This window comes from Streptomyces sp. MAI_2237 (assembly GCF_054189285.1).
Genome location: NZ_JAJPGQ010000003.1, coordinates 167,950 through 189,451 on the forward strand (window position 1 = coordinate 167,950; position 21,502 = coordinate 189,451).

A 21,502-nucleotide genomic window follows, 5' to 3' on the forward strand; every position below is an offset into this window, starting at 1 on the left:
TGTCAGGTGTGCCGACTTGGACCGCCCAGCAGACCGAAACTCATCGGCACCCGAAGGGAAGCGGTGCGGATGGGTGTCGGGCGGGTATGAGCTGCGCCGTCACCTAACTCGCGTGCAGCATCAGCCCGATGCCCGCCACCAGGAGGCCGGCGGCCATGATGCGGGGGGCTCCGAAGCGTTCCTTGAAGAACACCGCGCCGATCGCCGCGCCGACGATGATCGACGACTCGCGCAGGGCCGCGATCGGTGCGAGCTCCGCCTTGGTCTGGGCCCACAGGACGAGCCCGTAGGCCAGGACGGACAGGGCGGCGCCCAGCAGGCCCACGGCGGCGAACGGCCGCAGGACGGTGAGGAAGTCCCCGCGCAGGCGGGTCAGCGCGTACGCCGGGATCGCCACGCCCTCCACCGCCATCAGCCAGGCGATGTACCCGAGGGAGGACCCCGAGGCCCGCACGCCCAGCCCGTCCACGACCGTGTACCCCGCGATGGTCAGCCCGGTCGCGAGAGCCGCGCCGATCGCCGCCCAGTTCGGCCGGCGCCCGCGCAGCCCCCACAGGGCGACCCCGGTCAGCCCCGCGCAGGACAGGGCGATCCCGGCCGCCGCCCATCCGTCGGGCACCTCGTGCGCGAAGACCGCGGCGAGGACGGTGACCACCAGCGGCGCGGTCCCGCGTGCGATCGGGTACGCCTGCCCGAAGTCACCGAGCCGGAAGGACTTCATCAGCAGCACGTAGTACACGGCGTGGATGACGGCCGAGAAGATCAGGTACGGCCACGCGGCCGCCGCCGGGACCGGCACGAACGGCACCATGGCCAGCCCGATCAGCATCCCGCCGCCCGCGATCAACGTGAACCCGACCAGCTTGTCGGTGATCCGGTGGGCGATCGCGTTCCAGCTGGCGTGCGTGACCGCGGCGAACAGGACCGCCGTGGCGACCAGCGGGGTCACGAGGCCGGCTCGCGCACGTCCACCAGCGTGGCGCCCGCGTGGGCGATCAGTTCCTTGGGCTCCATGGGGAAGACCGTGTACGGCGTCCCGGCGGCCGCCCACACCACCTCGTGCGCGAGCAGCGACCGGTCGGCGAGCACCCGGGTCCTCGTGCGGTGCCCGAAGGGCGGTACGCCGCCGATGGCGTACCCGGTCGTCTCCCTGACGACGTCGGCCTTCGCCCGCGTCACCTTCTCCGCGCCGAGCTCGTGCCGCACCCGCTCGACGTCCACCCGGGACGCCCCGTCCATCAGCACCAGCACCGGCACCCCGTCGGCCGCGAAGATCAGCGACTTGCAGATCTGGCTCAGCTCGCAGCCGATCGCCGCCGCGGCCTCGGCCGCGGTGCGGGTCGCGTCCGGGAACCGGCGGACACGGCCGTGCAGGCCGTCGAGGCCCAGCTCGCGCAGGGCGTCGGCGAACCGTGGGTGGACTGCGGAACCGTCGGTGGCATCAGCGCTCGTCATGCAAGGCACGCTAGCGGCGCGTGTACCGGCCACGCGACCGAGTTCAGCGCGACACGTGGGTGAGGAAGACGGTCCAGGTGGTGGGGGCGACGGCGAGCCGCGCGGCCCGCGGGGCCTTGGAGTCGCGGATGTGGATCGTGGCGGGAGTGACGGCGACTTCGACGCAGTCGCCGGGTTCGCCACTGTCGCTGTAGCTGCTCTTGAACCAGTGGAGGTCGATGGCGCTCATAGTCTCCCCAGCACTTCTTCGATGAAGGCCGACGACTCCCCCGGCGGGAGGGCCTGGGCCCGGATCATCCCGTAACGCAGCTCAAGGATACGAAGGTCTCGGGGACTTGAGACCGGGCGGCCGTTGAATGCGCCGTCGGAACGTCCGATGGCCGAGCCGTCGGCGAACTTCAGCATCTGGATCAGGCCCTGGGTTCCGGCGTGCTCCCTGCGGTGGGTCGGCATCACCTGGATCGTCACGTTCCGCAACCGGCAGACCTCCAGGAGATGTTGGAGCTGCCGACGCAGCACGTCCTCGCCGCCGTAGGGACGCTCCAGCGTGACCTGCTCCATGACGAAGCTGAGCGTCGGGGCGGGCTCCCGCCCGAAGATCGATTTGCGGGCCATGCGTGCGGCGACCTCACGTTCGATCACGTGCGCGGACAGTGGGGGCTGCGTCATCTCGAAGAGCGCGGTCGCGTACTCCGGTGTCTGCAACAACCCGTGGATGTTGTGGTTGCCGTACATCAGCAACTCCACCGCCCGAGCCTCCAGGCCGGCCAGCTCCCGCACCTTCTTCGGATACCGCGCCCTGCGCATGTCCTCCATGAACGCCCGCAGATGACCCTGCGCCTTGAGGACCGTGTCCGCCCTGTCCAGGAACTCCGGCCGCGGAATCCGCTGGCCCCGCTCCATCTTGCGGACCATGTCCTCGCCGTATCCCATGAGTTCGCCGAACTCGGCAGGCCGCATGCCCGCGCCTTCGCGGCACACCTTCAGCAGGTGCCCCACGGCCTGCACGACCGGCTCGATCTCGTCCCCCGGTTCCACATCCCAACCGGCCTCGTCCACGCCCTCGTTCATGACCACCTCCAACGCGCCCCGTACACGAACGGCATCGCGGACAGCCGGGACAGTCCGAGACAAACGCCGGACAGTCACCGGCCGTTCACACAATGTCATCGGTCACGGTAGGGGGAAGCGGTCGCTCCGGGCTGCGGGAACCGGGAAACCGATGTCTCAGCCGCCGAACGTCACATCCTTCGTGTCCGTCACCGCGGCCCTGCGCCCCGGCGCCCCCTGCCAGCGCCAGTACAGGTTCGTGTGGGCGATGACCTGCTCCGGCGGCGGGGCGCCCCACTCCCGCTGGTCGTTCGCGGTGTGCGCGTCGGCGACGAGCGTGACGTCGTAGCCCCGTACGAACGCGCCGTGGATCGTGGACCGGATGCACGCGTCCGTCTCCGCGCCCGTGACGACGAGGTGGCCGACGCCCGCCTCGGCGAGGACCCGCTCCAGGTCGGTGGCCTCGAAGGAGTCGCCGTAGTTCTTGTGGACCAGCGGCTCGGAGTCGCGGCGCGGCAGTTCGGGGACGTACCGCCAGTCGTCGCTGCCCTTCTCCAGGCCCTCGTCGGAGTGCTGGACCCAGACGACCGGGACGTCCTCGGCGCGGGCCCTGTCGACGAGGGAGACGATGTTCGCGACGACGGCGTCCCGCTCATGGGCGGACGCGACGACGCCCTGCTGGACGTCGATCACCAGCAGGGCGGTGTGGGGCCGTTCGGAGAGTGTGGTCATGCCGCCACGTTAGGCGGCGCCACTGACAACGGCCTGTGACCTGCGCTGCGCGGCGGGCGGACCGCCGCCCGCCGCGCAGCGGACCCTCAGGCCTTCACCAGCTTCCTGTCCTCGTCCGGATCGGAGTCCCGGTCGCCGTCGGCGGCATCGAGGGTCTTCAGTCCCTCGCCCTCGACGTCGACGTCGGGCAGCGCCCGGTCCAGCCACTTCGGCAGCCACCAGGCCTTGCGGCCGAGCAGCGCCAGGACCGCGGGGACGATGGCCATGCGGACGACGAACGCGTCGAAGAAGACGGCGATCGCGAGGCCGAAGCCGATCATCTTGATCATGGACTCGCCGGAGGTGATGAAGCCTCCGAAGACGGCGATCATGATGACGGCGGCGGCCGCCACGACCCGCGCGCTGTGCCGGAATCCGGTGACCACGGCCTGGCCGGGTGTCTCGCCGTGGACGTACGCCTCGCGCATCCGGGTCACGAGGAACACCTCGTAGTCCATGGCCAGGCCGAAGACCACGCCCACCATGAAGATCGGCATCATCGACATGATCGGGCCGGTCTGCTCCACTCCGAGCAGGCCGCCGAGCCAGCCCCACTGGAAGACCGCGACCACGGCGCCGAGCGCGGCCAGCACACTGAGCAGGAAGCCGAGCGCCGCCTTCAGGGGGACCAGGATCGAGCGGAACACCGCGATCAGCAGCAGGAAGGCGAGTCCGACCACCAGACCCAGGTACGGGACCAGCGCGTCGTTGAGCTTCTGCGAGAAGTCGATGTTCATGGCCGTGGTGCCGGTGACCAGGACCTTCGCGCCGGTGTCGGCGCGGACGTCCGCGCCCTTGCCGCGGATCGCGTGCACCAGGTCCTCGGTCTGCGTGGAGGACGGCTTGGAGCCCGGGACCACGGTGATCATCGCGGTGTCGCCGGCCTTGTTGAACATCGCCGGGGTGACCGTCGCGACGTCCTTCAGGCCCTTGATGTCGCCGCCGACGCGGGTCGCCGCCGCCTTGGGGTCGTCGCTGCCCTTGGCGTCGACGACGATCAGCAGGGGGCCGTTGAAGCCGGGCCCGAAGCCGTCCGACAGCAGGTCGTAGGCGCGGCGCTGGGTGGTGGACGTCGGCTGCGATCCGTCGTCGGGCAGGCCCAGTTCGAGCTGGGTGGCCGGGACGGCGACCGCGCCGAGGCCGACCACGCCGAGCAGCAGGACGGCGGCGGGCCGCCGTACGACGAAGCTCGCCCAGCGCTCGCCCAGGCCGGCCCTGGTGGAGCGGGCGCCCTCGCTCTTGCGGCGCTTCTCGCCCGCCGGCCGGACCCTGCGGCCCGCGTAGCCGAGCAGCGCCGGGATCATGGTGAGCGCGATGAGGACGGCGACCAGGACGGTTCCGGCCGCCGCGAGACCCATCTTGGTCAGCATCGGGACGCCGACGACCGACAGGCCCGCCAGGGCGATCATGACCGTCAGGCCGGCGAAGACCACCGCGGAGCCGGCCGTGCCGGCCGCCCGGCCGACCGCCTCCTCCCGGCTGCGGCCCTCGGCGAGTTCGCCGCGGTAGCGCGAGACGATGAACAGCGCGTAGTCGATGCCGACCGCGAGGCCGATCATCAGGGCGAGGGTGGACGTCGTGTCGCCGAGGTCGAGCGCCTTGGCGAGGGCGGTGATGGTGGAGACGCCGATGCCGACACCGATGATCGCCGTCAGCAGCGGCAGGCCGGCCGCGACCAGTGAGCCGAGGGTGACGACGAGGACGACGGCGGCGATGGCGAGACCGACGACCTCGCCGGCCGCGCCCGGTTCGGCGCCCGCCTGCAGCGCGTCGCCGCCGATCTCGACGGTGAGCCCGGCATCCCGTGCCTGCCGGGCGGTGTCCTTAAGGGCGGTGCGGGAGGCGTCCTTCAGTTCCATGCCGGGCTTGTCGTAGCGCACGGACGCGTACGCCACCGTGCCGTCCTTGCTGACGGCGTGCGCGGTGTACGGGTCGGCGACGGAGGTCACCTCGGAGCCGTCGGCCAGCTCCTTCACCGTCTTCTCGACGGTCGCCTTGTTGGCGGCGTCGGTCATCGTCTCGCCGCCGGGCGCCTTGAAGACGACGCGGGCGGTGGCGCCGCCGGAGCTGGAGCCGGGGAAGCGCTGGTCCAGCAGGTCGAAGGCCTTCTGCGCCTCCGTGCCGGGAATGGAGAAGGAGGTGGAGCCGGCGGCGGGCGCGCCCGCGGCGGCGACGCCGGCGAGCGTCAGCAGCGCCACCCAGAACAGTGCGACGAAGTGCCGTCGCCGGAAGGCGAACCGGCCGAGCCGATAGAGGAACGTGGCCACGTGGGCGTACTCCCGGTCAGGTCGTGGGGTGTTTCGGAGCAGGGGTGATCACCCGGCGGGGAGGCATGGGTGACCGTCCCGACGACTTGAGCGGTGACGTCAGGTGGTGGGGAGGGGGTGGGGAGGGGTCAGACGCCGAGGGCCGGCAGGACCACGGCATCGATGTACGACAGAAGGAACGCCTGCGTCGGCGGCTGCTCGTCGATCATCGTGCGGGCGGCGAACCCGCCGATCATCATGTGCAACACGAAGTCGACGGCCGGGTTGTCCGCGCGGACCTCGCCCCGGTCGATCGCCCGCTGCACCACCCGGCGGAACTCCGCCATCTCGGGCTCGATCAGGTACTCCCTGAACGCCTTCAGCAGGTCGGGGTTGCCATGGATGGCCATGGCCAGACCTCGCATCAGCGCGGAGTTCTGCTCCATCTCGCAGTCGTCCGAACGCATGGTCAGGGCCTGCAGGTCGCCCCGGAGCGACCCGGTGTCGATCTCACCGAGACCGAGTCCGCCCGGCTTGTTGTGCCGCACCGCCTTCGCGACCAGCTCGGCCTTGCCGCCCCACTGGCGGTAGAGCGTCGCCTTGCTGGACTTGGTGCGGGCCGCCACGGCGTCCATGGTGAGGGCGTCGTAGCCGACCTCCCTGAGCAGGTCGAGCACGGCCTCGTACAACTCGGCCTCGCGCTCGGGCGTGATGCGACTGCGACGCGCGGTTGTCACCTCGGTCATGCCACTCGCCTTCCCGCTCGGGACGTTCGTTTCTTTGTACGTTCATGAAGATACCCCCAAGCCAAGCGAAACGAAACCGTTTCGTACGTGTCGTGGCTCACGAACATGAAGGACACATAAGTTGCCCGGCCCGAATTGCCGGAAAAGCATGAGGACGTGAGCTATCTGCGCCTGCCGCACGTGAGCGGCGACCTGTTGTGCTTCGTGGCCGAGGACGACCTCTGGCTGGCCCCCCTCGACGGCCCGGGGCGCGCCTGGCGCCTCACCGTCGACCGTACGAAGATCGGCCATCCGCGCTTCTCGCCGGACGGCGCCGCCATCGCGTACACGAGCTGGCGCAGTCTGGTGCCGGAGATCCATGTGGTGCCGGTGGACGGCGGCGGGCCCGGCAGACAGCTCACCCACTGGGGCTCGGCCGACACCCAGGTGTGCGGCTGGACCCCGCAGGGCACCATCCTGGCCGTCGCCTCCCACGGCGAGCCCTTCTCCTACTTCACCTGGGCCTACAAGGTCTCCCCCGACGGCGACCCCGGCCGCAAGCTCCCCTGGGGCCCTGTCTCCGACATCCAGGTCGGCGAGATCGACGGCGAACGCAAGACCCTGCTGCTCACCGGCACCCCGCCGCACGAGCCCGCAGCCTGGAAGCGGTACCGGGGCGGCGCGACGGGCCGACTGTGGTTCCACGGCGAACGGCTGCTCGACGGCCTGGAGGGCCACCTCCACTCCCCCATGTTCGTCGGCGGCCGCATCGCCTTCCTCTCCGACCACGAGGGCGTCGGCAACCTGTACTCGTGCGCGTACGACGGCTCCGACCTGCGCCGCCACACCGACCACGACGCCTTCTACGCCCGGCACGCCTCCAGCGACGGCACCCGGGTGGTCTACCAGTGCACCGGGGACCTGTGGATCGTGGACGACCTCGCGAGCGAGCCGCGCCGGCTCGACGTCCGGCTGAGCGGGCCGCGCGCGGGCCGCCGCAGCTACCAGGTGCCGGCCGGGCAGCACGTCAACGGTCTCTCCGTCGACGAGACGGGCCGCGCGAGCGCCGTCGTCGTACGCGGCAGCCTGTACTGGCTGACCCACCGCGACGGCCCCGCCCGCACGATCACGGACACCCCCGGCGTGCGGGTCCGGCTCCCGGAGATGCTGGGCTCGACCGGGCAGGTCGCCTATGTGACGGACGCGGAGGGCGAGGACGCCGTCGAGATCGCCCAGCTTCCGCGGGCGACCGGCGACCGGGAGCCACGCCGTCTCGCCTCCGGGGAGCTGGGCCGCGTGCTGGAGCTGGTCTCCGACCCGCAGGGCGAGCGCCTCGCCCTCGCCTCGCACGACGGGCGCCTGCTGCTGATCGACGCGACCGAGGACTCCAACGGCGAGGTGACGGAACTGATCCGGTCGGCCAACGGCCCCGTCCGGGACCTCGCCTTCTCACCGGACGGGGGGTGGCTGACCTGGTCGCACCCGGGGATCGGCCGGACCCTGCGGCAGATCAAGATGGCCCGCGTCGCCCCCAAGGGCCGGGGCGAGCGGCTGGTCGTGGACGTCACCAACGGCCGCTTCGAGGACGAGAACCCGGTCTTCACCAGGGACGGCCGCTATCTGGCGTTCCTGTCCTGGCGCGGCTTCGACCCGGTCTACGACGTCCACACCGGCGACCTGTCCTTCCCGCTCGGCTGCCGGCCTTACCTGGTCCCGCTGTCCTCCGCGACCCCCTCCCCCTTCGCCCTGACCCCGGAGGGCCGGCCGGCCGCGGGCGGGCTGGACCCCGTGGACGACGAGGAGGGCGACGGCACGGTGACCGTCGAGGTCGAGGGGCTGGAGAGCCGGGTCACGCCCTTCCCGGTCGCCGCCTCGAAGTACTCGGAGCTGTATCCGGTGGCGGGCGGCGGGCTGGTCTGGCTGCGCTGGCCGATCTCCGGCGCGCTCGGCGAGACCTTCGTCAACCCGGACGACACCAGCGGCCGGCCGACGCTGGAGCACTTCACCATCAGCAAGGCGAAGAAGACCGAACTGGTCGACCACCTCGACTGGTTCGCGGTCAGCGGCGACGGCACCCGCCTGGTGGTGGTCGACGAGGGCGACCTGCGCGCGGTCCCCGCCGGCGAGTCGGGCGACGGCGACTCGACGGTCTGGATCGACCTGCGCCGCATCCTGCACGAGGTCGACCCGGCGGCCGAGTGGCGCCAGTCCTACGAGGAGGCGGGCCGGCTGATCCGGGCCTACTTCTGGGACCCGGGGATGTGCGGCGTCGACTGGGACGGCGTGCTCGACCAGTACCGTCCGCTGGTCGAACGCGTCGCGTCCCCGGACGAGTTCGCCGACCTGCTGCGCGAGGTGCTGGGCGAACTGGGCACCTCCCACGCCTACGTCACCGCCGCCCGCCGCAACGAGGGACCGCCCCACTATCAGCGCCGCCAGGGCCTGCTGGGCGCCAACTTCGTCCGCCGCGACGAGGGTTGGGTGGTCAGGCGGATCCTGCCGGGCGACTCCTCCGACTCCAAGGCGCGCTCCCCGCTGGCGGGCACGGGCATCCGCGAGGGCGCCGTCCTCACCCATGTCGACGGCCGCCCGGTGGACCCGCTGACCGGACCGTACCCACTGCTGGCCGGCGCGGGCGGTACGACCGTCGAGCTCACCTTCACGCCCGCCGAGGGCGAGGCGGGCCGCTCACGCCGGGTCGCCGTGGTCCCCCTGGTCGACGAACGCCCCCTGCGCTACCAGGACTGGGTCGCCAAACGCCGCGCGGTGGTGCGGGAGTTGAGCGGTGGCCGCTGCGGCTATCTGCACATCCCGGACATGGGCGGCTCGGGCTGGGCCCAGTTCAACAGGGACCTGCGGATGGAGGTGTCCCGCCCCGCCCTCATCGTCGACGTACGCGGCAACGCGGGCGGCCACATCAGCGAACTGGTCGTGGAGAAGCTGACCCGCACGATCATCGGCTGGGACCTGACGCGCAACGCCCAGCCGGTGTCGTACGCCTCCAACGCCCCGCGCGGCCCGGTCGTCGCCCTCGCCGACGAGGCGACGTCCTCCGACGGCGACATGATCACGGCGGCCTTCAAGCTCCTGAAGCTCGGCCCCGTCATCGGCCAGCGCACCTGGGGCGGCGTGGTCGGCATGACCGGACGCCACGAACTGGGCGACGGCACGGTGATCACGGTCCCGATGAACGCGGCGTGGTTCGACGCGTACGGCTGGGGCGTGGAGAACCGGGGGGTGACCCCGGACCTGGAGATCCTGCGCACCCCGCTGGACTGGGCGGAGGGCCGCCACGCCCAACTGGACGACGCGGTCCAACTGGCCGTCGAACTCCTGGAGTCCAACCCCCCGGCAACCCCGCCGGACTACTCGAACGCCCCAGACCGCTCCCGCCCCAAACTCCCTCCCCGCACGACTTCCTGACGAGGAAGGGGCGCGAGGAACCGCGCACAGAACGGCAAAGTGGGGCGCCCCGAAAACCCAGGGCACCCCACCTCACCGGCGAAAGCCGGCGCAGCGACTAGGCGTCGAAGTCTTCCTCGAGCCTGTCCTGCTCCTCGCGCATCCGCTCCGGCTGCTCCTCACGCATGCGGTCCCGGTCCTGCCGGCCACGCTGCTGGCCCTGCTCCCTGGCCTCCTGGGCCTTCTGCTTGGCCTGCTGCTGCCACTGCTCCGACTGGTCCTGGAACTTGTCCTTCATACCCATGTGGGTTCACTCCCGTATCGAGTGGGGGAAGAGCCCCTGAGCGGGGCCTTCCTCAGATTCACACGGGCGGACACGGTGCGCATTTCGGTCAGTGACGGTGCGTAGCGCGGGCCTCCTCGTCCGCCGCCCCACCTGCGCCGACGAGCCCCTGCCGCATCCCCGCCAACCGGGGCGCGAACCGCTTCATCTCCCGCTGTCCGACCGACCCGATGATCCCCGGCAGGTAGCCGCGCACGCCCTGCATGCCGCGCAGCCACCACTGCCCGTAGACATGGCCGGCGCGCCGCTCGATGCCGGCCACGAGGCGGTCGACGGCCGGGCCCAGCGGATAGGTCTTGTTGGACGGCCACGGCAGCCGCTGCCGCAACTCCCGCATGACCTCGTCCTGGTCGGCGCCGCGCACCATGTCCGTGTCGGTCCAGGACAGATAGCCGACGCCGACGCGCACGCCCTGGTAGCCGACCTCGGCGCGCAGGCTGTGCGCGTACGCCTCCACACCGGACTTGGAGGCGCAGTACGCGGTCATCATCGGTGCCGGCGTGATGGCGGCGAGGGAGGCGATCTGCAGCAGGTAGCCGCGGCTCTCCATGAGCACGGGCAGGAACGCGCGGGCGGTCACCGCCGACCCGATGAGGTTCACCTCGATGACCCGCCGCCACGCGTCCGGGTCGGAGTCCACGAAGGGCCCGCCGGTCGCCACTCCCGCGTTGGCGACCACGATGTCGACCTTCCCGAACCGCTCCTTGACCTCCCGCGCGACCCGGGCCATCGCCTCGTGGTCGGTGACGTCGGCGTACCAGTGGTCGCTCTCGCTGTGCAGCCGTTCGGAGACCTGCTTGAGGGCGTCCGGCTCCAGGCCCACCAGCGCCACCTTGGCGCCGCGCGCCGACAGCTTGCGGGCGAGCAGCTCGCCCACCCCGCGCGCGGCCCCCGTGACGACGGCGACTTGTCCTTCGAGGCTGACCCTGCTCATGCACCCTCCTTGATGGTTGCGTACGTCGTCACGAGGTCCCGGATCCGGCCGGTGACCAGGTCGGGCGCCTCGACCGGCGTCATGTGGCCGAGCCCCAGCAGCTCGGCGGAGTCCACGCAGTTCGGCAGCGCGGCCACCAGCGCCCGCGCGTGCACGGGCGGCGTCAGCCGGTCGGCGGTCCCGACGACGACGACCGTCGGCACCCTCAACTCCCGTACGCCGTGGTCGAGATCGAGCAGGTGGAGCACGTTCGACCAGGCGTGGCGGACCGTGCGCGGGCACGCGTGCACGATCCGCGCGCACGCCTCCACCATGTGGGGTGCCGAACCCGGTCCCATCGTCGCGTACTTGAGGATCCGCCGCGCGACGGGCGTCACCGGCCCGAGCGGGGCGCGCGCCCCGAGGATGTTGCGGGTCAGCCAGGTCCGCAGCCGGCCGGGCCGCAGGGGGACGACGGTCGACTCGGCGACCAGCCGGGAGGAGCCGGTGCTGCACAGCAGCACGGCCGCCGCGTGCTCCCGGAAGGCGGGCCGGGTCGCGGACGCCATCACCGTCATGCCGCCCATGGAGTGACCGGCGATCACGGCCTTCTCGCCGGGCGCGAGGGTCGCCTTCAGCACGGCCTCGAGGTCGTCGGCGAGGGCGTCGGCGGTGCAGGCGGGGCTCGCCGGGCTGCGCCCGTGGCCCCGCTGGTCGTAGGCGATGACGCGGTGGTCGGCGGCGAGGTCCCGGATCTGCGCGGCCCAGAAGGCGGTGGAGCAGGTCCAGCCGTGGGCGAGGACGACGGCGGGCGCGTCCTCGGGTCCGTGCACCTCGACGTGGAGGGCGGCGCCGTCGGCGGAGGTGGCGGTGAGCACGCGGACCGGCTCGGGCGGGGCGTACGGCCCCGAGGAGACGTGCATGAGGCGGCTCACGCGGACACCTCCTTCTTCGCCGTGTCCCCGGCCGTCCCCTTCGCCGCCGGCTCGCGCACGAGTTCGTACTCCGCGAGGTCCACCCGCCGCGTCGCCCGCCGGAACTCGGTGGTCGTACCGGGCCAGATGGTGGTGTTGCGGCCGTTGGCGTCCATGTACCAGCTGGTGCAGCCGCCGGTGTCCCAGACCGTGCGCTTCATGCGCTCCTGCACCCGCCGGGTCCAGGCGTCGACGGCGACCGGCCGGGCGTCGAGGGCCGCACGGCCGCCCAGGACGTCGAGCTGCCGCAGGAAGTCGACCATGTAGTTGAGCTGCGACTCGATCATCAGGATCATCGAGGAGTTGCCGAGCCCGGTGTTGGGCCCGATGACGGTCATCCAGTTGGGGAAGCCCGGCACGGACGCCCCGCGCAGCGCCTCCATGCCGCCCTTCCAGGTCTCGGCGAGGGTCCGGCCGTCCGCGCCCACGACCCGCTCCGCGATCGGCATGTCGGTGACGTGGAAACCGGTGCCGAAGACGATCGCGTCGACCTCGGCCTCGGTGCCGTCGGCGGCCACGAGGGTGGACCCGCGGACCTCGCTCAGCCCGCCGGCGACGACGTCCACGTTGGGCTTGGCGATCGCCGGGTAGTACGCGCTGCTCAGCAGGATCCGCTTGCAGCCGATGCGGTAGTCGGGGGTCAGCTTGGCGCGCAGGGCCGGGTCCTTGATGGCCCGGGCCATGTTCCGCTTGGCCAACTGCTCGACGAAACCCAGCTCGTTCGGGTGCTTGGTGAACGCCTGGACCTGCAACTCCCTGATGCCCCACAGCAGTCCACGACGGGCCTGCGCCGTGAAGGGCAGCGCCCGGTGCAGGGCCCGCTCGGCGCCGCTGATGGCCCGGTCGACGCGGGGCATGACCCACGGCGGGGTGCGCTGGAAAAGGGTGAGGCGGGAGACCTGGGGCTGGATGCTCGGCACGATCTGGATGGCCGAGGCGCCCGTGCCGACCATCGCGACGCGCTTGCCGCGCAGGTCGTAGTCGTGGTCCCAGCGGGCGGAGTGGAAGACCTTGCCGGGGAAGGAGTCCAGCCCCGGGATCTCGGGGATCTTGGGGTCGGACAGCGGTCCGGTGGCGGAGACGACGAAGTCGGCGGAGAGGTTTCCGGCGGCCGTCTCGATGTCCCAGCGCAGCTTCTCGCCGTCCCAGGTCATCCGCTTCACCTCGGAGTCGAAGCGGAGGTGCGGGCGCAGCCCGAAGACGTCGGTGACGTGCTCCAGGTAGGCGCGGATGTGCTGCTGCCCGGAGAAGGTGCGCGGCCAGTCGGGGTTGGGGGCGAAGGAGAAGGAGTACAGGTGCGACGGCACGTCGCAGGCGCACCCGGGATAGCTGTTGTCGCGCCAGGTACCGCCGACGCTGCTCGCCCGCTCCAGCACCACGAAGTCCGTGACGCCCTCGCGCCGCAGCCGTACGGCGGCCCCGAGCCCGCCGAACCCGGACCCGATCACCGCCACCCGCACATGCTCCCGCTCAGCCATGCCGACGCCCTTCCCTCACGCGACCGCGCCAGTGAATACTGGCGCAATGGGAGGTTAGAACAGCTCCGTACCGATGGGTAGGGGGCGGAGCCAGGAAAGTTACCGCGGGTACAACGTAGGGTTCGGGCGTGGCAGACAAGCGTGAGTACCGCATGGAGGAACTGGCCAGCCTGGCCGGCATCACGGTGCGCACCCTGCGCTTCTACCGCGAACGCAAGCTGATCCCGCCGCCCCGCCGCGAGGGCCGTATCGCCTGGTACGACGACGACCACCTGGCCCGTCTGCGCACGATCGCGGCGCTGCTGGAGCGCGGCCACACCCTCACCGGCATCGCGGAACTGGCCGAGGCCCTCGACCACGGCCGTGACGTCGCCGACCTGCTGGGCGTCGAGCCGACCGAGGAGGAGCCGGTCCGTCTCACGCCCGAGGAACTCGCCGCCCGCTTCGAGGGCCAGGTCACCACGGAGAACCTCGCCGCCGCCCTCGACCTCGGCTACCTCGGCACCGACGGCGGCGAGATCGTCCACATCAGCCGGCGCCTCCTCGACGTCTCCTCCGCGCTGGTCCGCGAGGGCATCCCGCTCGCCGAGGTCCTCCAGGCGGGCGCCCGCGTCCGCGAGCACGCCGACGCCCTGGCCGAGATGTTCGCGGAACTGGTCCTGGCCCACGGCCCCGAGGAGGACCTGCACCGCCTGCGCCCGCTGGCACGGAGCGTGGTGGAGGCGGAACTGTCCCTGGCGCTGGACCGACGGCTGGGACGGTCGACGGCCGAGCGCCGCTCCGCCGAGTGACGAGCGCCACCCCCACCGGCCCCCAGGGGGCTCACTCGTAGACGACGGTCACCGGCGCGTGGTCCGACCACCGCTCGGCGTGCGTGGCCGCCCGCTCCACGTACCCCTTGACCGCCCTGGCCGCGAGCCCGGGCGTGGCGAGGTGGTAGTCGATGCGCCAGCCGCTGTCGTTGTCGAAGGCCCGCCCCCGGTACGACCACCAGGAGTACGGCCCCTCCGCCTCGGGATGCAGCGCCCGTACGACGTCGACGTACCCGCCGTCCGCGGGGTCCAGGACCCGGGAGAGCCACTCCCTCTCCTCCGGCAGGAACCCGGAGTTCTTCTGGTTGGCGCGCCAGTTCTTCAGGTCGGCCGGCCGGTGGGCGATGTTCCAGTCACCGCAGACGACGACCTCGCGGCCGTCGGCGGCGGCCCGCTCGCGCAGCCCCTGCAGATAGGCGAGGAACTCACCCATGAATCGGACCTTCTCGTCCTGGCGCTCGGTGCCGACCTCGCCGGAGGGCAGATAGAGGGAGGCGACGGTGAGGCCCGGGCAGGTCGGCCTCGACGTAGCGCCCGCTGATGTCGAACTCCGCCGAGCCGAAGCCGACCTGGACGCGGTCGGGTTCACGGCGGGAGTAGAGGGAGACGCCGGCCCGGCCCTTGGCGGCGGCGGGCGCGTGCACGACGTGCCAGCCGTCCGGGGTGCGGACCTGCTCCGGCAGCTGCTGCGGCTCGGCCCGCACCTCCTGCAGGCAGAGCACGTCGGCGTCGGTCGCCGCGAGCCACTCGACGAAGCCCTTCTTCGCGGCGGCACGCAGTCCGTTGACGTTGACGGAGGTCACCGTCGTCACAACACTCTCCTCGACCTCTTGGCCGACCTCGGCGGCTGGACAGGTTGTCCGAGGTCACAGTGGGCACGCGGGAACGATACCGGCACACTGGACGACGTCCATCTCCCTACTTCGCATAGGTGTACGGTCCACAGCATGAACATTCGCCGGGTCTCCTTCGACCATCTCGACGCCGTCAAGCTCAATGACGAGGTCCAGGCCGAATACCACGTCCGCTACGGCGACGGCGGCGACGCCACCTTCCTCGACCCGGCCGACTTCGAGCCGCCGAACGGCGTCTACCTGATCGCCTACGACCTGGACGGCGCCCCGGTGGCCACCGGTGGCTGGCGCACCCAGGACTCCAACGGCGAGGGCAACCTCGACGGCGACGCCGAGCTCAAGCGCATGTTCGTGGTGGAGCAGATGCGGGGCCGAGGCGTCGCCCGGCGCATCCTGGCCGCCCTGGAGGAGGACGCCCGCACGGCGGGGCGCGCCCGGATGGTCCTGGAGACCGGCACCAAGCAGCCGGAGGCCATCGCCCTGTACACCTCCAGCGGCTACGAACCCTGCGGGAAGTTCGGCTACTACCGGCACTACGAGGCGAGCCGCTGCTTCGCGAAGCCGCTGTAGATGTTCAACTGCCCGGGCGGGGGTGCGTACTTGGCGCCTTCGCCCGCGGCATCCGCCGCATGACGTGCAGGAGCCCCTGTCGGCCATCACCGACAGGGGCTCCATGCTGCGTGGACCTGAGGGGATTTGAACCCCTGGCCCCCTCGATGCGAACGAGGTGCGCTACCGGACTGCGCCACAGGCCCTTGCAACGAGTGAAACTCTAGCATCCCGATCCGCGTGCTTGGAAATCCGTTCCGGGCCCGCCGGAGGGCAGCACCACAGGTGGGGCGGCCGAGCGCGCTACTCGTTGGCGGCGCGCGGCCGCTCGCCGTCCTCGTACTGGTCGAACAACGGCGTACGCCCCCGCTCCCTGGCCCGCCGCGCGGAAGCCGCCCGGCGGGCGTCACAGCGCCCGTCGTCGTCCGCCCTCGCCTCCGCGGCGTCCTCGCCCGAAGCGGCCTCGTCCGTCGCCGCCGGCTCCCGCCGCTCGGCCCCGGAGCCGGTCTGCGCCTCCTGCTCGGGTGCCACGGAACTCGACCGCGCCGAACTCCACGCGTCCGGCGCCCCGAGGTCCACGTCCGCGGTGGCCCGCGGCGCGACCGGCGCGGTCACGTACGTCGGCAACGGCACCGGCACCGGGTCCCAGCTGTCCCCGTGCCCGGGTCGGCGCTGCCGCTCACGCTGCTGGTCGACCCACTCGGCGTGGTCGGTCTGCTCCACGAGCGCCCGCCGGTCCGCGGCGAGCGCGGACAGGCCGGTGTCGGTATCGGCATTGCTGTCCGTTTGGGTCTCTGGTCCCTCGTCCGGTTCGTCGGCGTCGAGCTCGTGCGTCACGCGCCGGCGCGGCTGTCGCGCCCGCTCCCTGAGCCGCTGCGCGGCGGCCTCGGCACGACGCCGGTCCATCTGAAAGGCGAAGCGACGGCGCTCCTGGGAGCGCAGGTAGGCGATGTACGCGCTGAGGAGTACGGCGGGGACGCCGGGCGCCCAGAGGAAGGCGAGGCCGCCGACGGCGGCGACGATCGCGCCCAGTGTGAAGGCGATGAAGAGCACCACGGTGGTGCGCCGACGGCGCGCGAGAACCTTCATGCGCCGGGCGCGCGCCGCGGCCGCTTCCTGCGCGGGCGTGCGCCGCTGGACCGGTGGGCGCTTGCGCGCGGGCGCGGGGTCGGATGCGCGCGCGGGCGCGGAGTGCGATGCGTGCGCCGGGGCGTTGCTCGACGCGGCCGCCGGCGCCCCCGTCTGTTCGCGCGCCGGTTGCGCACGCGCGGGCGCCGGAGACTGCACTTCAGCGCGGGTCTGGTGCCGTGCCGGAGGCATGGCGAAGGCCCGGACGTCCACCGAGTCGGTGATCGCGTCCGGAGCGTCGGCGTCGGGCTCCCCCTCTTCGGCGGAGCGCGCGCGCAGGTCCTTGGCGTACCGGCGCTCCATCCCCGCCCGTCCGGACAGCAACCGGATGGCTGTGCTGAAGCGTTCCGTCGGACGGGCCTCGTTCAGCTCGTCCTGCCTACGGAGCCACATCGGCACCAAGTAGGCGGCCCAGGCCCCGACAATGACTGCGTAGATGAGGCCGCTGCTGCTCACGCCTCACACCGTAGAGGGGTTTGCGCGAGGCCATCCGCCAATTGGGCCGGTGTGTCGCACGATCTGGCTGATATTTCGAACTTTTTTTGTGATCGATGCGATCAGCGGGCCGCCGAGGGGGCGAAATTAATGCCTTGAGGCGGTCGCAGAGCGATCAATTTCGAACACTTATTCAATTTTCTTGACTATGGGACGGCCATGCGGGATTCCCCGGTGTGTTCTGCGGGTCGCGCGCCGTCTCCTGCGGGGCCTCGGCCGAGGTGCGCTGGGATCGTGCCCGTCGCCAACGGTTGAGCAACCCGTCCGGAACCTCTTCCGCGGTGAGCGCGAAGACGAGGTGGTCGCGCCAGGCGCCGTCGATGTGGAGATAACGCGGCCGGAGCCCCTCCTCGCGGAATCCGAGTTTCTCCACGACCCGGCGACTGGGCCCGTTCTCCGGGCGAATGCAGACCTCGATGCGGTGCAGACCGACCGTCCGGAAACAGTGGTCCACGACAAGGGCCACGGACGTCGGCATCACTCCGCGCCCGGCCACCGACTCGTCCACCCAGTAGCCGACGTGCCCCGAACACATCGATCCCCAGGTGATTCCCGCGACCGTCAACTGACCGACGAGCCGCCCCTGGTACTCGATGACGAACGGCAGCATGCGGCCCGAATTCGCCTCGGCCCGAAGATGCCTCACCATCTGCCGATAGGTCGGCCGGTGCGCGATCGGCCCGCTGGGCGTGGGCGGCGGAATGGTCGCCTCCCAGGGGCGCAGCCAGTCGCGGTTGCGCCGGTTGACCTCGCGCCACGCCCGCTGGTCGCGCAGCTTTATCGGCCGGAGGACGATGTCGCCGTCCGCCAGCACGACGGGCCAGGATGGGCTGTTCAGCTCGCACCCCCACTGGTGACACCGGGTCTGGGATGGTCGCCGCCGCGGATCTGGTCGACGGCGTGGGTCAGGAGGGGCTCCAGAACGGCCAGCCCGTCCTTCACTCCGCCCGTGGAGCCCGGCAGGTTGACGATCAAGGTCCGTCCCGCCACTCCGGCCAGGCCGCGGGAGAGCACGGCCGTCGGCACCTTCTCCCGTCCGAACGCGCGGATGGCCTCCGCGATGCCCGGCACTTCGTAGTCGATGACGGCGCGGGTGGCCTCGGGCGTGCGGTCGGTGGGCGAGATGCCGGTGCCGCCGGTGGTCACGATCACGTCGTACCTGCCCTCGGCGCCGGCCCTCAGGGCGGCCTCCACCGGATCGCCGTCCGGGACGACCTGCGGACCGTCGACGGCGAAGCCGAAGCCCTCGAGACCCGCGGCGACCAGCGGGCCGCCCTTGTCCTGGTAGACACCGGCGGCGGCCCGGTTGGAAGCGGTCACGACCAGCGCGCGATACGGCGCACCGCTCCCGGCGCGCACACCGGCGCTCACGCCCGGCTCCAGTCGCCCGACTTGCCGCCCGTCTTCTCCTCCACGCGCACGTCCGTGATGACCGCTCCCTTGTCGACCGCCTTGACCATGTCGATCACGGTGAGCGCGGCGACGGAGACCGCGGTGAGGGCCTCCATCTCTACGCCCGTACGGTCCGTGGTCTTCACGGTGGCCACGATCTCCACGGCGTCGTCCGCGACCGACAGATCCAGTTTCACACCGGACACCGCGAGCGGGTGGCAGAGCGGGATGAGGTCCGGGGTGCGCTTGGCACCCATGATCCCCGCGATCCGCGCGGTGGCGAGGGCGTCGCCCTTGGGCACGCCCTCCCCACGCAGCAGCTCGACCACGCGCGGTGAGACGAGGACGCGTCCGCTGGCCCGCGCGGTGCGCGCGGTCACGTCCTTGCCGGATACGTCGACCATGCGGGCGGCGCCCGCCTCGTCGATGTGCGTCAGTCGGTCCTGCGTACTCATGCTGTGCGGCGCTCCCGGTCCGGGCCCTCGCGGTGCGGCGCGTGGGCCTGTTGTGCGCGACACGGTACCCCCAAGTCGGCGCCGGCAACGGACCAGGACTGCCCCATGGTCCGGCACGCGCGCGGGGGCTCAGCCGAGCAGGACGACCTCGACCTCGGTGCCGGGCTCGACGGACTCCACGTCCTCGGGGACGACGATCAGCGCGTCGGCGTGCGCGAGGGCCGCGACCAGGTGCGATCCGGCGCCGCCGACCGGCGTCACGGCGCCGTCCGCGTACGTCCCCCGCAGGAACTGCCGCCGGCCCTTCGGCGAGGTCAGCGCGGTGCCGGCGGTGAGGGTGGCGCGGGTCGTGGGCCGGTGGACGTCGTCGAGCCCCATCAGGGCGCGGATCGCGGGACGGACGAACAGCTCGAAGGAGACGTACGACGAGACGGGGTTGCCGGGGAGGGCGAGCAGCGGGGTGTGGTCGGGGCCGATGGAACCGAAGCCCTGGGGCTTTCCGGGCTGCATGGCCAGCTTGCGGAACTCGACGCCGGCACCCGCCTCGTCCTCGTCCCCGACGTGGGACAGGGCCTCCTTGACGACGTCGTACGCCCCGACGCTGACGCCTCCCGTGGTGACCATGAGGTCGGCACGCACGAGCTGGTCCTCGATGGTGGAGCGCAGGGTCTCGGCGTCGTCGGCGACCGCCCCCACGCGGTAGGCGATGGCGCCGGCGTCGCGGGCGGCGGCGGTGAGGGCGAAGCTGTTGGAGTCGTAGATCTGGCCGCTGCCCAGTTGCTCGTCGGGCTGGACGAGTTCGCTGCCGGTGGAGACGACGACCACGCGCGGGCGGGGGCGCACGCGCACCGTGCCGCGCCCGATCGCGGCGAGCAGACCGATCTGCGGCGGCCCGAGGACGGTGCCGGCCTCCAGCGCCCGGTCCCCGGCCTTCACGTCACTGCCCTTCGCGCGCACGTGCGCGCGTGCCTCGGCCGACCGGTACACGTGCACGTGCCCCTCGGCGCCCTCGGGGGCCAGGCTGCGGGCACGCATACCGGTCACCGGTCCTTCGCCGAGGCCCCCGTCGGTCCACTCGACCGGCACGACCGTCTCCGCCCCGGGGGGCAGCGGGGCGCCGGTCATGATGCGGGCGGCCTGGCCGGGCCCCACCTGGAGCAGGTCGGCCTGGCCCGCCGCGACGTCCCCGACCACGTCCAGGACCGCGGGGAACTCCTCGCTCGCGCCCGCGACATCCGCCACCCGCACCGCGTACCCGTCCATGGAGCTGTTGTCGAACGGCGGCAGCGACACCGGCACCGTGACGTCCTCGACCAGGACGCATCCCTGTGCGTCCAGGAGGTTCAGCTCGATGGGCTCCAGGGGGCGGACGGTCGTGAGGATGTCCTCCAGGTGTTCGTCCACCGACCACAGGTGGTCCGGGCCGGTGGCGCGGGTCGCGGCGCTGCTCAAGTCCCTACATCTCCTCGGCTACGTAACTTCGAAGCCAGGTCCGGAAGTCCGGGCCCAGGTCTTCACGTTCGCACGCGAGTCTGACAATGGCACGCAGATAGTCGCCACGGTCCCCGGTGTCATAGCGACGGCCCTTGAAGACCACGCCGTGCACCGGACCGCCGATCTTCTCGTCCTGCGCGAGCTGCTGCAGGGCGTCGGTGAGCTGGATCTCGCCGCCCCGGCCCGGCTCGGTCTTGCGCAGTATGTCGAAGATGTGCGGGTCGAGGACGTAGCGGCCGATGACCGCGTAGTTCGAGGGGGCGTCGGAGGCGTCGGGCTTCTCCACCATGCCCGTCACCCGGACGACGTCGCCGTCCTCGGTGGCCTCGACGGCAGCGCACCCGTAGAGGTGGATCTGCTCCGGGGCGACCTCCATGAGCGCGATGACGCTGCCGCCGCGCTGCTCCTGGACCTCGACCATGCGCGCGAGGAGCGGGTCGCGCGGGTCGATCAGGTCGTCGCCGAGCAGGACGGCGAAGGGCTCGTGCCCGACGTGCGGGGCGGCGCACAGCACGGCGTGACCCAGGCCCCGGGGGTCGCCCTGGCGCACGTAGTGCATGGTGGCGAGGTCGCTGGACTCCTGGACCTTGGCGAGCCGTCCGGCGTCGCCCTTCTTCTGCAGGGCCGACTCAAGCTCGTAGTTGCGGTCGAAGTGGTCCTCGAGGGGGCGCTTGTTCCGGCCTGTGATCATGAGGACGTCGTCGAGGCCGGCGGAGACGGCCTCCTCGACCACGTACTGGATCGCCGGCTTGTCGACGACCGGCAGCATCTCCTTGGGAGTGGCCTTGGTTGCCGGCAGGAACCGGGTGCCGAGACCTGCTGCGGGGATGACAGCCTTGCTGATCCTGGGTTGCGCCTGAGTCATGGCCGCAACCCTATCCGGTGCCTTGTTAGGGAATCTGAGGCTCCGGTTAATTGACTCTCATATGAGCCCATTAGGAGGGATACGCGGTGCCAGACGCACGT

20 protein-coding genes, 1 tRNA gene and 1 pseudogene are annotated in these 21,502 nt (G+C 71.6%); 3 read left to right on the top strand and 19 right to left on the bottom strand.

Annotated elements, in window-relative coordinates; genetic code table 11:
• Positions 1-103: 103 nt before the first annotated feature.
• From LN251_RS11005 to LN251_RS11035, 7 genes are all read right to left on the bottom strand, one after another.
• Entirely contained in the window at positions 104-949 is an 846-nt protein-coding gene (locus LN251_RS11005) for an EamA family transporter (protein WP_458244270.1), read from the bottom strand.
• The gene (locus LN251_RS11010) at positions 946-1,455 is read right to left on the bottom strand and encodes a YbaK/EbsC family protein (RefSeq protein WP_383673823.1); all 510 of its coding nucleotides are present in this window, start codon (positions 1,453-1,455) and stop codon (positions 946-948) included. Before LN251_RS11010 ends, LN251_RS11005 begins: the two co-directional genes overlap by 4 nt.
• Positions 1,456-1,498: 43 nt before the next feature.
• Complete coding sequence (locus LN251_RS11015) at positions 1,499-1,684, bottom strand: DUF397 domain-containing protein (RefSeq protein WP_458244271.1); 186 nt, start codon at positions 1,682-1,684, stop codon at positions 1,499-1,501.
• Positions 1,681-2,526 (bottom strand): helix-turn-helix domain-containing protein, encoded by an 846-nt coding sequence (locus LN251_RS11020; protein WP_458244272.1) that lies wholly within the window; start codon positions 2,524-2,526, stop codon positions 1,681-1,683. The genes LN251_RS11015 and LN251_RS11020 overlap by 4 nt, the downstream gene beginning before the upstream one ends.
• A 156-nt stretch (positions 2,527-2,682) precedes the next feature.
• Positions 2,683-3,237 (bottom strand): isochorismatase family protein, encoded by a 555-nt coding sequence (locus tag LN251_RS11025; RefSeq protein WP_458244273.1) that lies wholly within the window; start codon positions 3,235-3,237, stop codon positions 2,683-2,685.
• An 86-nt stretch (positions 3,238-3,323) separates the two neighbouring features.
• A complete protein-coding gene (locus tag LN251_RS11030) occupies positions 3,324-5,543 on the bottom strand; it encodes an MMPL family transporter (RefSeq protein ID WP_458244274.1) in 2,220 nt (739 codons plus the stop codon).
• 128 nt (positions 5,544-5,671) lie between these two features.
• Positions 5,672-6,268: a TetR/AcrR family transcriptional regulator gene (locus tag LN251_RS11035; protein ID WP_458244275.1), complete on the bottom strand. Its 597-nt coding sequence runs from the start codon at positions 6,266-6,268 to the stop codon at positions 5,672-5,674.
• A 156-nt stretch (positions 6,269-6,424) separates the two neighbouring features.
• On the opposite strand from LN251_RS11035, the gene LN251_RS11040 reads away from it, so the two are divergent.
• Entirely contained in the window at positions 6,425-9,670 is a 3,246-nt protein-coding gene (locus tag LN251_RS11040; protein ID WP_458244276.1) for a S41 family peptidase, read from the top strand.
• A gap of 97 nt (positions 9,671-9,767) precedes the next feature.
• Here the strand turns inward: LN251_RS11040 and LN251_RS11045 are convergent, their stop codons facing one another.
• The 4 genes from LN251_RS11045 to LN251_RS11060 all read right to left on the bottom strand — a co-directional run bounded on the left by LN251_RS11045 (position 9,768) and on the right by LN251_RS11060 (position 13,357).
• The gene (locus tag LN251_RS11045; protein WP_458244277.1) at positions 9,768-9,953 is read right to left on the bottom strand and encodes a hypothetical protein; all 186 of its coding nucleotides are present in this window, start codon (positions 9,951-9,953) and stop codon (positions 9,768-9,770) included.
• A gap of 88 nt (positions 9,954-10,041) precedes the next feature.
• On the bottom strand, positions 10,042-10,926 hold the full coding sequence (locus LN251_RS11050) for an SDR family oxidoreductase (protein WP_458244278.1): 885 nt from the start codon (positions 10,924-10,926) through the stop codon (positions 10,042-10,044).
• Positions 10,923-11,840, bottom strand: a complete 918-nt coding sequence (locus LN251_RS11055; protein ID WP_458244279.1) for an alpha/beta fold hydrolase — start codon at positions 11,838-11,840, stop codon at positions 10,923-10,925. Before LN251_RS11055 ends, LN251_RS11050 begins: the two co-directional genes overlap by 4 nt.
• Positions 11,837-13,357, bottom strand: coding sequence for a flavin-containing monooxygenase (locus tag LN251_RS11060; RefSeq protein ID WP_458244280.1), 1,521 nt, complete (start codon positions 13,355-13,357; stop codon positions 11,837-11,839). Before LN251_RS11060 ends, LN251_RS11055 begins: the two co-directional genes overlap by 4 nt.
• Before the next feature lie 152 nt (positions 13,358-13,509).
• Between LN251_RS11060 and LN251_RS11065 the strand changes: the two genes are divergently transcribed.
• On the top strand, positions 13,510-14,148 hold the full coding sequence (locus tag LN251_RS11065) for a MerR family transcriptional regulator (RefSeq protein ID WP_458246699.1): 639 nt from the start codon (positions 13,510-13,512) through the stop codon (positions 14,146-14,148).
• Positions 14,149-14,179: 31 nt separating this feature from the next.
• Here LN251_RS11065 and LN251_RS11070 read toward each other — a convergent pair.
• Positions 14,180-14,981: pseudogene (locus LN251_RS11070) on the bottom strand (exodeoxyribonuclease III).
• Between the two features lie 135 nt (positions 14,982-15,116).
• On the opposite strand from LN251_RS11070, the gene LN251_RS11075 reads away from it, so the two are divergent.
• A complete protein-coding gene (locus LN251_RS11075; protein WP_458244281.1) occupies positions 15,117-15,593 on the top strand; it encodes a GNAT family N-acetyltransferase in 477 nt (158 codons plus the stop codon).
• Positions 15,594-15,704: 111 nt separating this feature from the next.
• Here the strand turns inward: LN251_RS11075 and LN251_RS11080 are convergent.
• The 7 genes from LN251_RS11080 to galU all read right to left on the bottom strand — a co-directional run bounded on the left by LN251_RS11080 (position 15,705) and on the right by galU (position 21,401).
• Positions 15,705-15,778: transfer RNA gene (locus tag LN251_RS11080), tRNA-Ala, on the bottom strand.
• A 97-nt stretch (positions 15,779-15,875) separates the two neighbouring features.
• Positions 15,876-17,156 (bottom strand): divisome protein SepX/GlpR, encoded by a 1,281-nt coding sequence (sepX, locus tag LN251_RS11085; RefSeq protein WP_458244282.1) that lies wholly within the window; start codon positions 17,154-17,156, stop codon positions 15,876-15,878.
• A gap of 172 nt (positions 17,157-17,328) precedes the next feature.
• Positions 17,329-18,009 (bottom strand): GNAT family N-acetyltransferase, encoded by a 681-nt coding sequence (locus LN251_RS11090; RefSeq protein WP_383675143.1) that lies wholly within the window; start codon positions 18,007-18,009, stop codon positions 17,329-17,331.
• A gap of 20 nt (positions 18,010-18,029) precedes the next feature.
• Positions 18,030-18,578, bottom strand: coding sequence for a MogA/MoaB family molybdenum cofactor biosynthesis protein (locus LN251_RS11095; RefSeq protein WP_458246700.1), 549 nt, complete (start codon positions 18,576-18,578; stop codon positions 18,030-18,032).
• Entirely contained in the window at positions 18,563-19,042 is a 480-nt protein-coding gene (moaC, locus tag LN251_RS11100) for a cyclic pyranopterin monophosphate synthase MoaC (protein WP_058924808.1), read from the bottom strand. The genes LN251_RS11095 and moaC overlap by 16 nt, the downstream gene beginning before the upstream one ends.
• Before the next feature lie 129 nt (positions 19,043-19,171).
• A complete protein-coding gene (glp, locus tag LN251_RS11105; protein ID WP_458244283.1) occupies positions 19,172-20,494 on the bottom strand; it encodes a molybdotransferase-like divisome protein Glp in 1,323 nt (440 codons plus the stop codon).
• Positions 20,495-20,498: 4 nt separating this feature from the next.
• Positions 20,499-21,401 carry a UTP--glucose-1-phosphate uridylyltransferase GalU gene (galU, locus tag LN251_RS11110; RefSeq protein ID WP_458244284.1) on the bottom strand — a complete coding sequence of 301 codons (903 nt, stop codon included), beginning with the start codon at positions 21,399-21,401 and terminating at the stop codon, positions 20,499-20,501.
• Positions 21,402-21,502 lie beyond the last annotated feature (101 nt).

What these genes read in the sequence shown, in the direction of transcription:
- LN251_RS11060 (WP_458244280.1), bottom strand. Translation starts at nt 13,357, where the DNA reads ATGGCTGAGCGGGAGCATGTGCGGGTGGCGGTGATCGGGTCCGGGTTC.
- LN251_RS11035 (WP_458244275.1), bottom strand. Translation starts at nt 6,268, where the DNA reads ATGACCGAGGTGACAACCGCGCGTCGCAGTCGCATCACGCCCGAGCGC.
- LN251_RS11010 (WP_383673823.1), bottom strand. Translation starts at nt 1,455, where the DNA reads ATGACGAGCGCTGATGCCACCGACGGTTCCGCAGTCCACCCACGGTTC.
- moaC (WP_058924808.1), bottom strand. Translation starts at nt 19,042, where the DNA reads ATGAGTACGCAGGACCGACTGACGCACATCGACGAGGCGGGCGCCGCC.
- LN251_RS11075 (WP_458244281.1), top strand. Translation starts at nt 15,117, where the DNA reads ATGAACATTCGCCGGGTCTCCTTCGACCATCTCGACGCCGTCAAGCTC.
- LN251_RS11015 (WP_458244271.1), bottom strand. Translation starts at nt 1,684, where the DNA reads ATGAGCGCCATCGACCTCCACTGGTTCAAGAGCAGCTACAGCGACAGT.
- LN251_RS11025 (WP_458244273.1), bottom strand. Translation starts at nt 3,237, where the DNA reads ATGACCACACTCTCCGAACGGCCCCACACCGCCCTGCTGGTGATCGAC.
- LN251_RS11065 (WP_458246699.1), top strand. Translation starts at nt 13,510, where the DNA reads ATGGAGGAACTGGCCAGCCTGGCCGGCATCACGGTGCGCACCCTGCGC.
- galU (WP_458244284.1), bottom strand. Translation starts at nt 21,401, where the DNA reads ATGACTCAGGCGCAACCCAGGATCAGCAAGGCTGTCATCCCCGCAGCA.
- LN251_RS11045 (WP_458244277.1), bottom strand. Translation starts at nt 9,953, where the DNA reads ATGGGTATGAAGGACAAGTTCCAGGACCAGTCGGAGCAGTGGCAGCAG.
- LN251_RS11050 (WP_458244278.1), bottom strand. Translation starts at nt 10,926, where the DNA reads ATGAGCAGGGTCAGCCTCGAAGGACAAGTCGCCGTCGTCACGGGGGCC.
- LN251_RS11020 (WP_458244272.1), bottom strand. Translation starts at nt 2,526, where the DNA reads ATGAACGAGGGCGTGGACGAGGCCGGTTGGGATGTGGAACCGGGGGAC.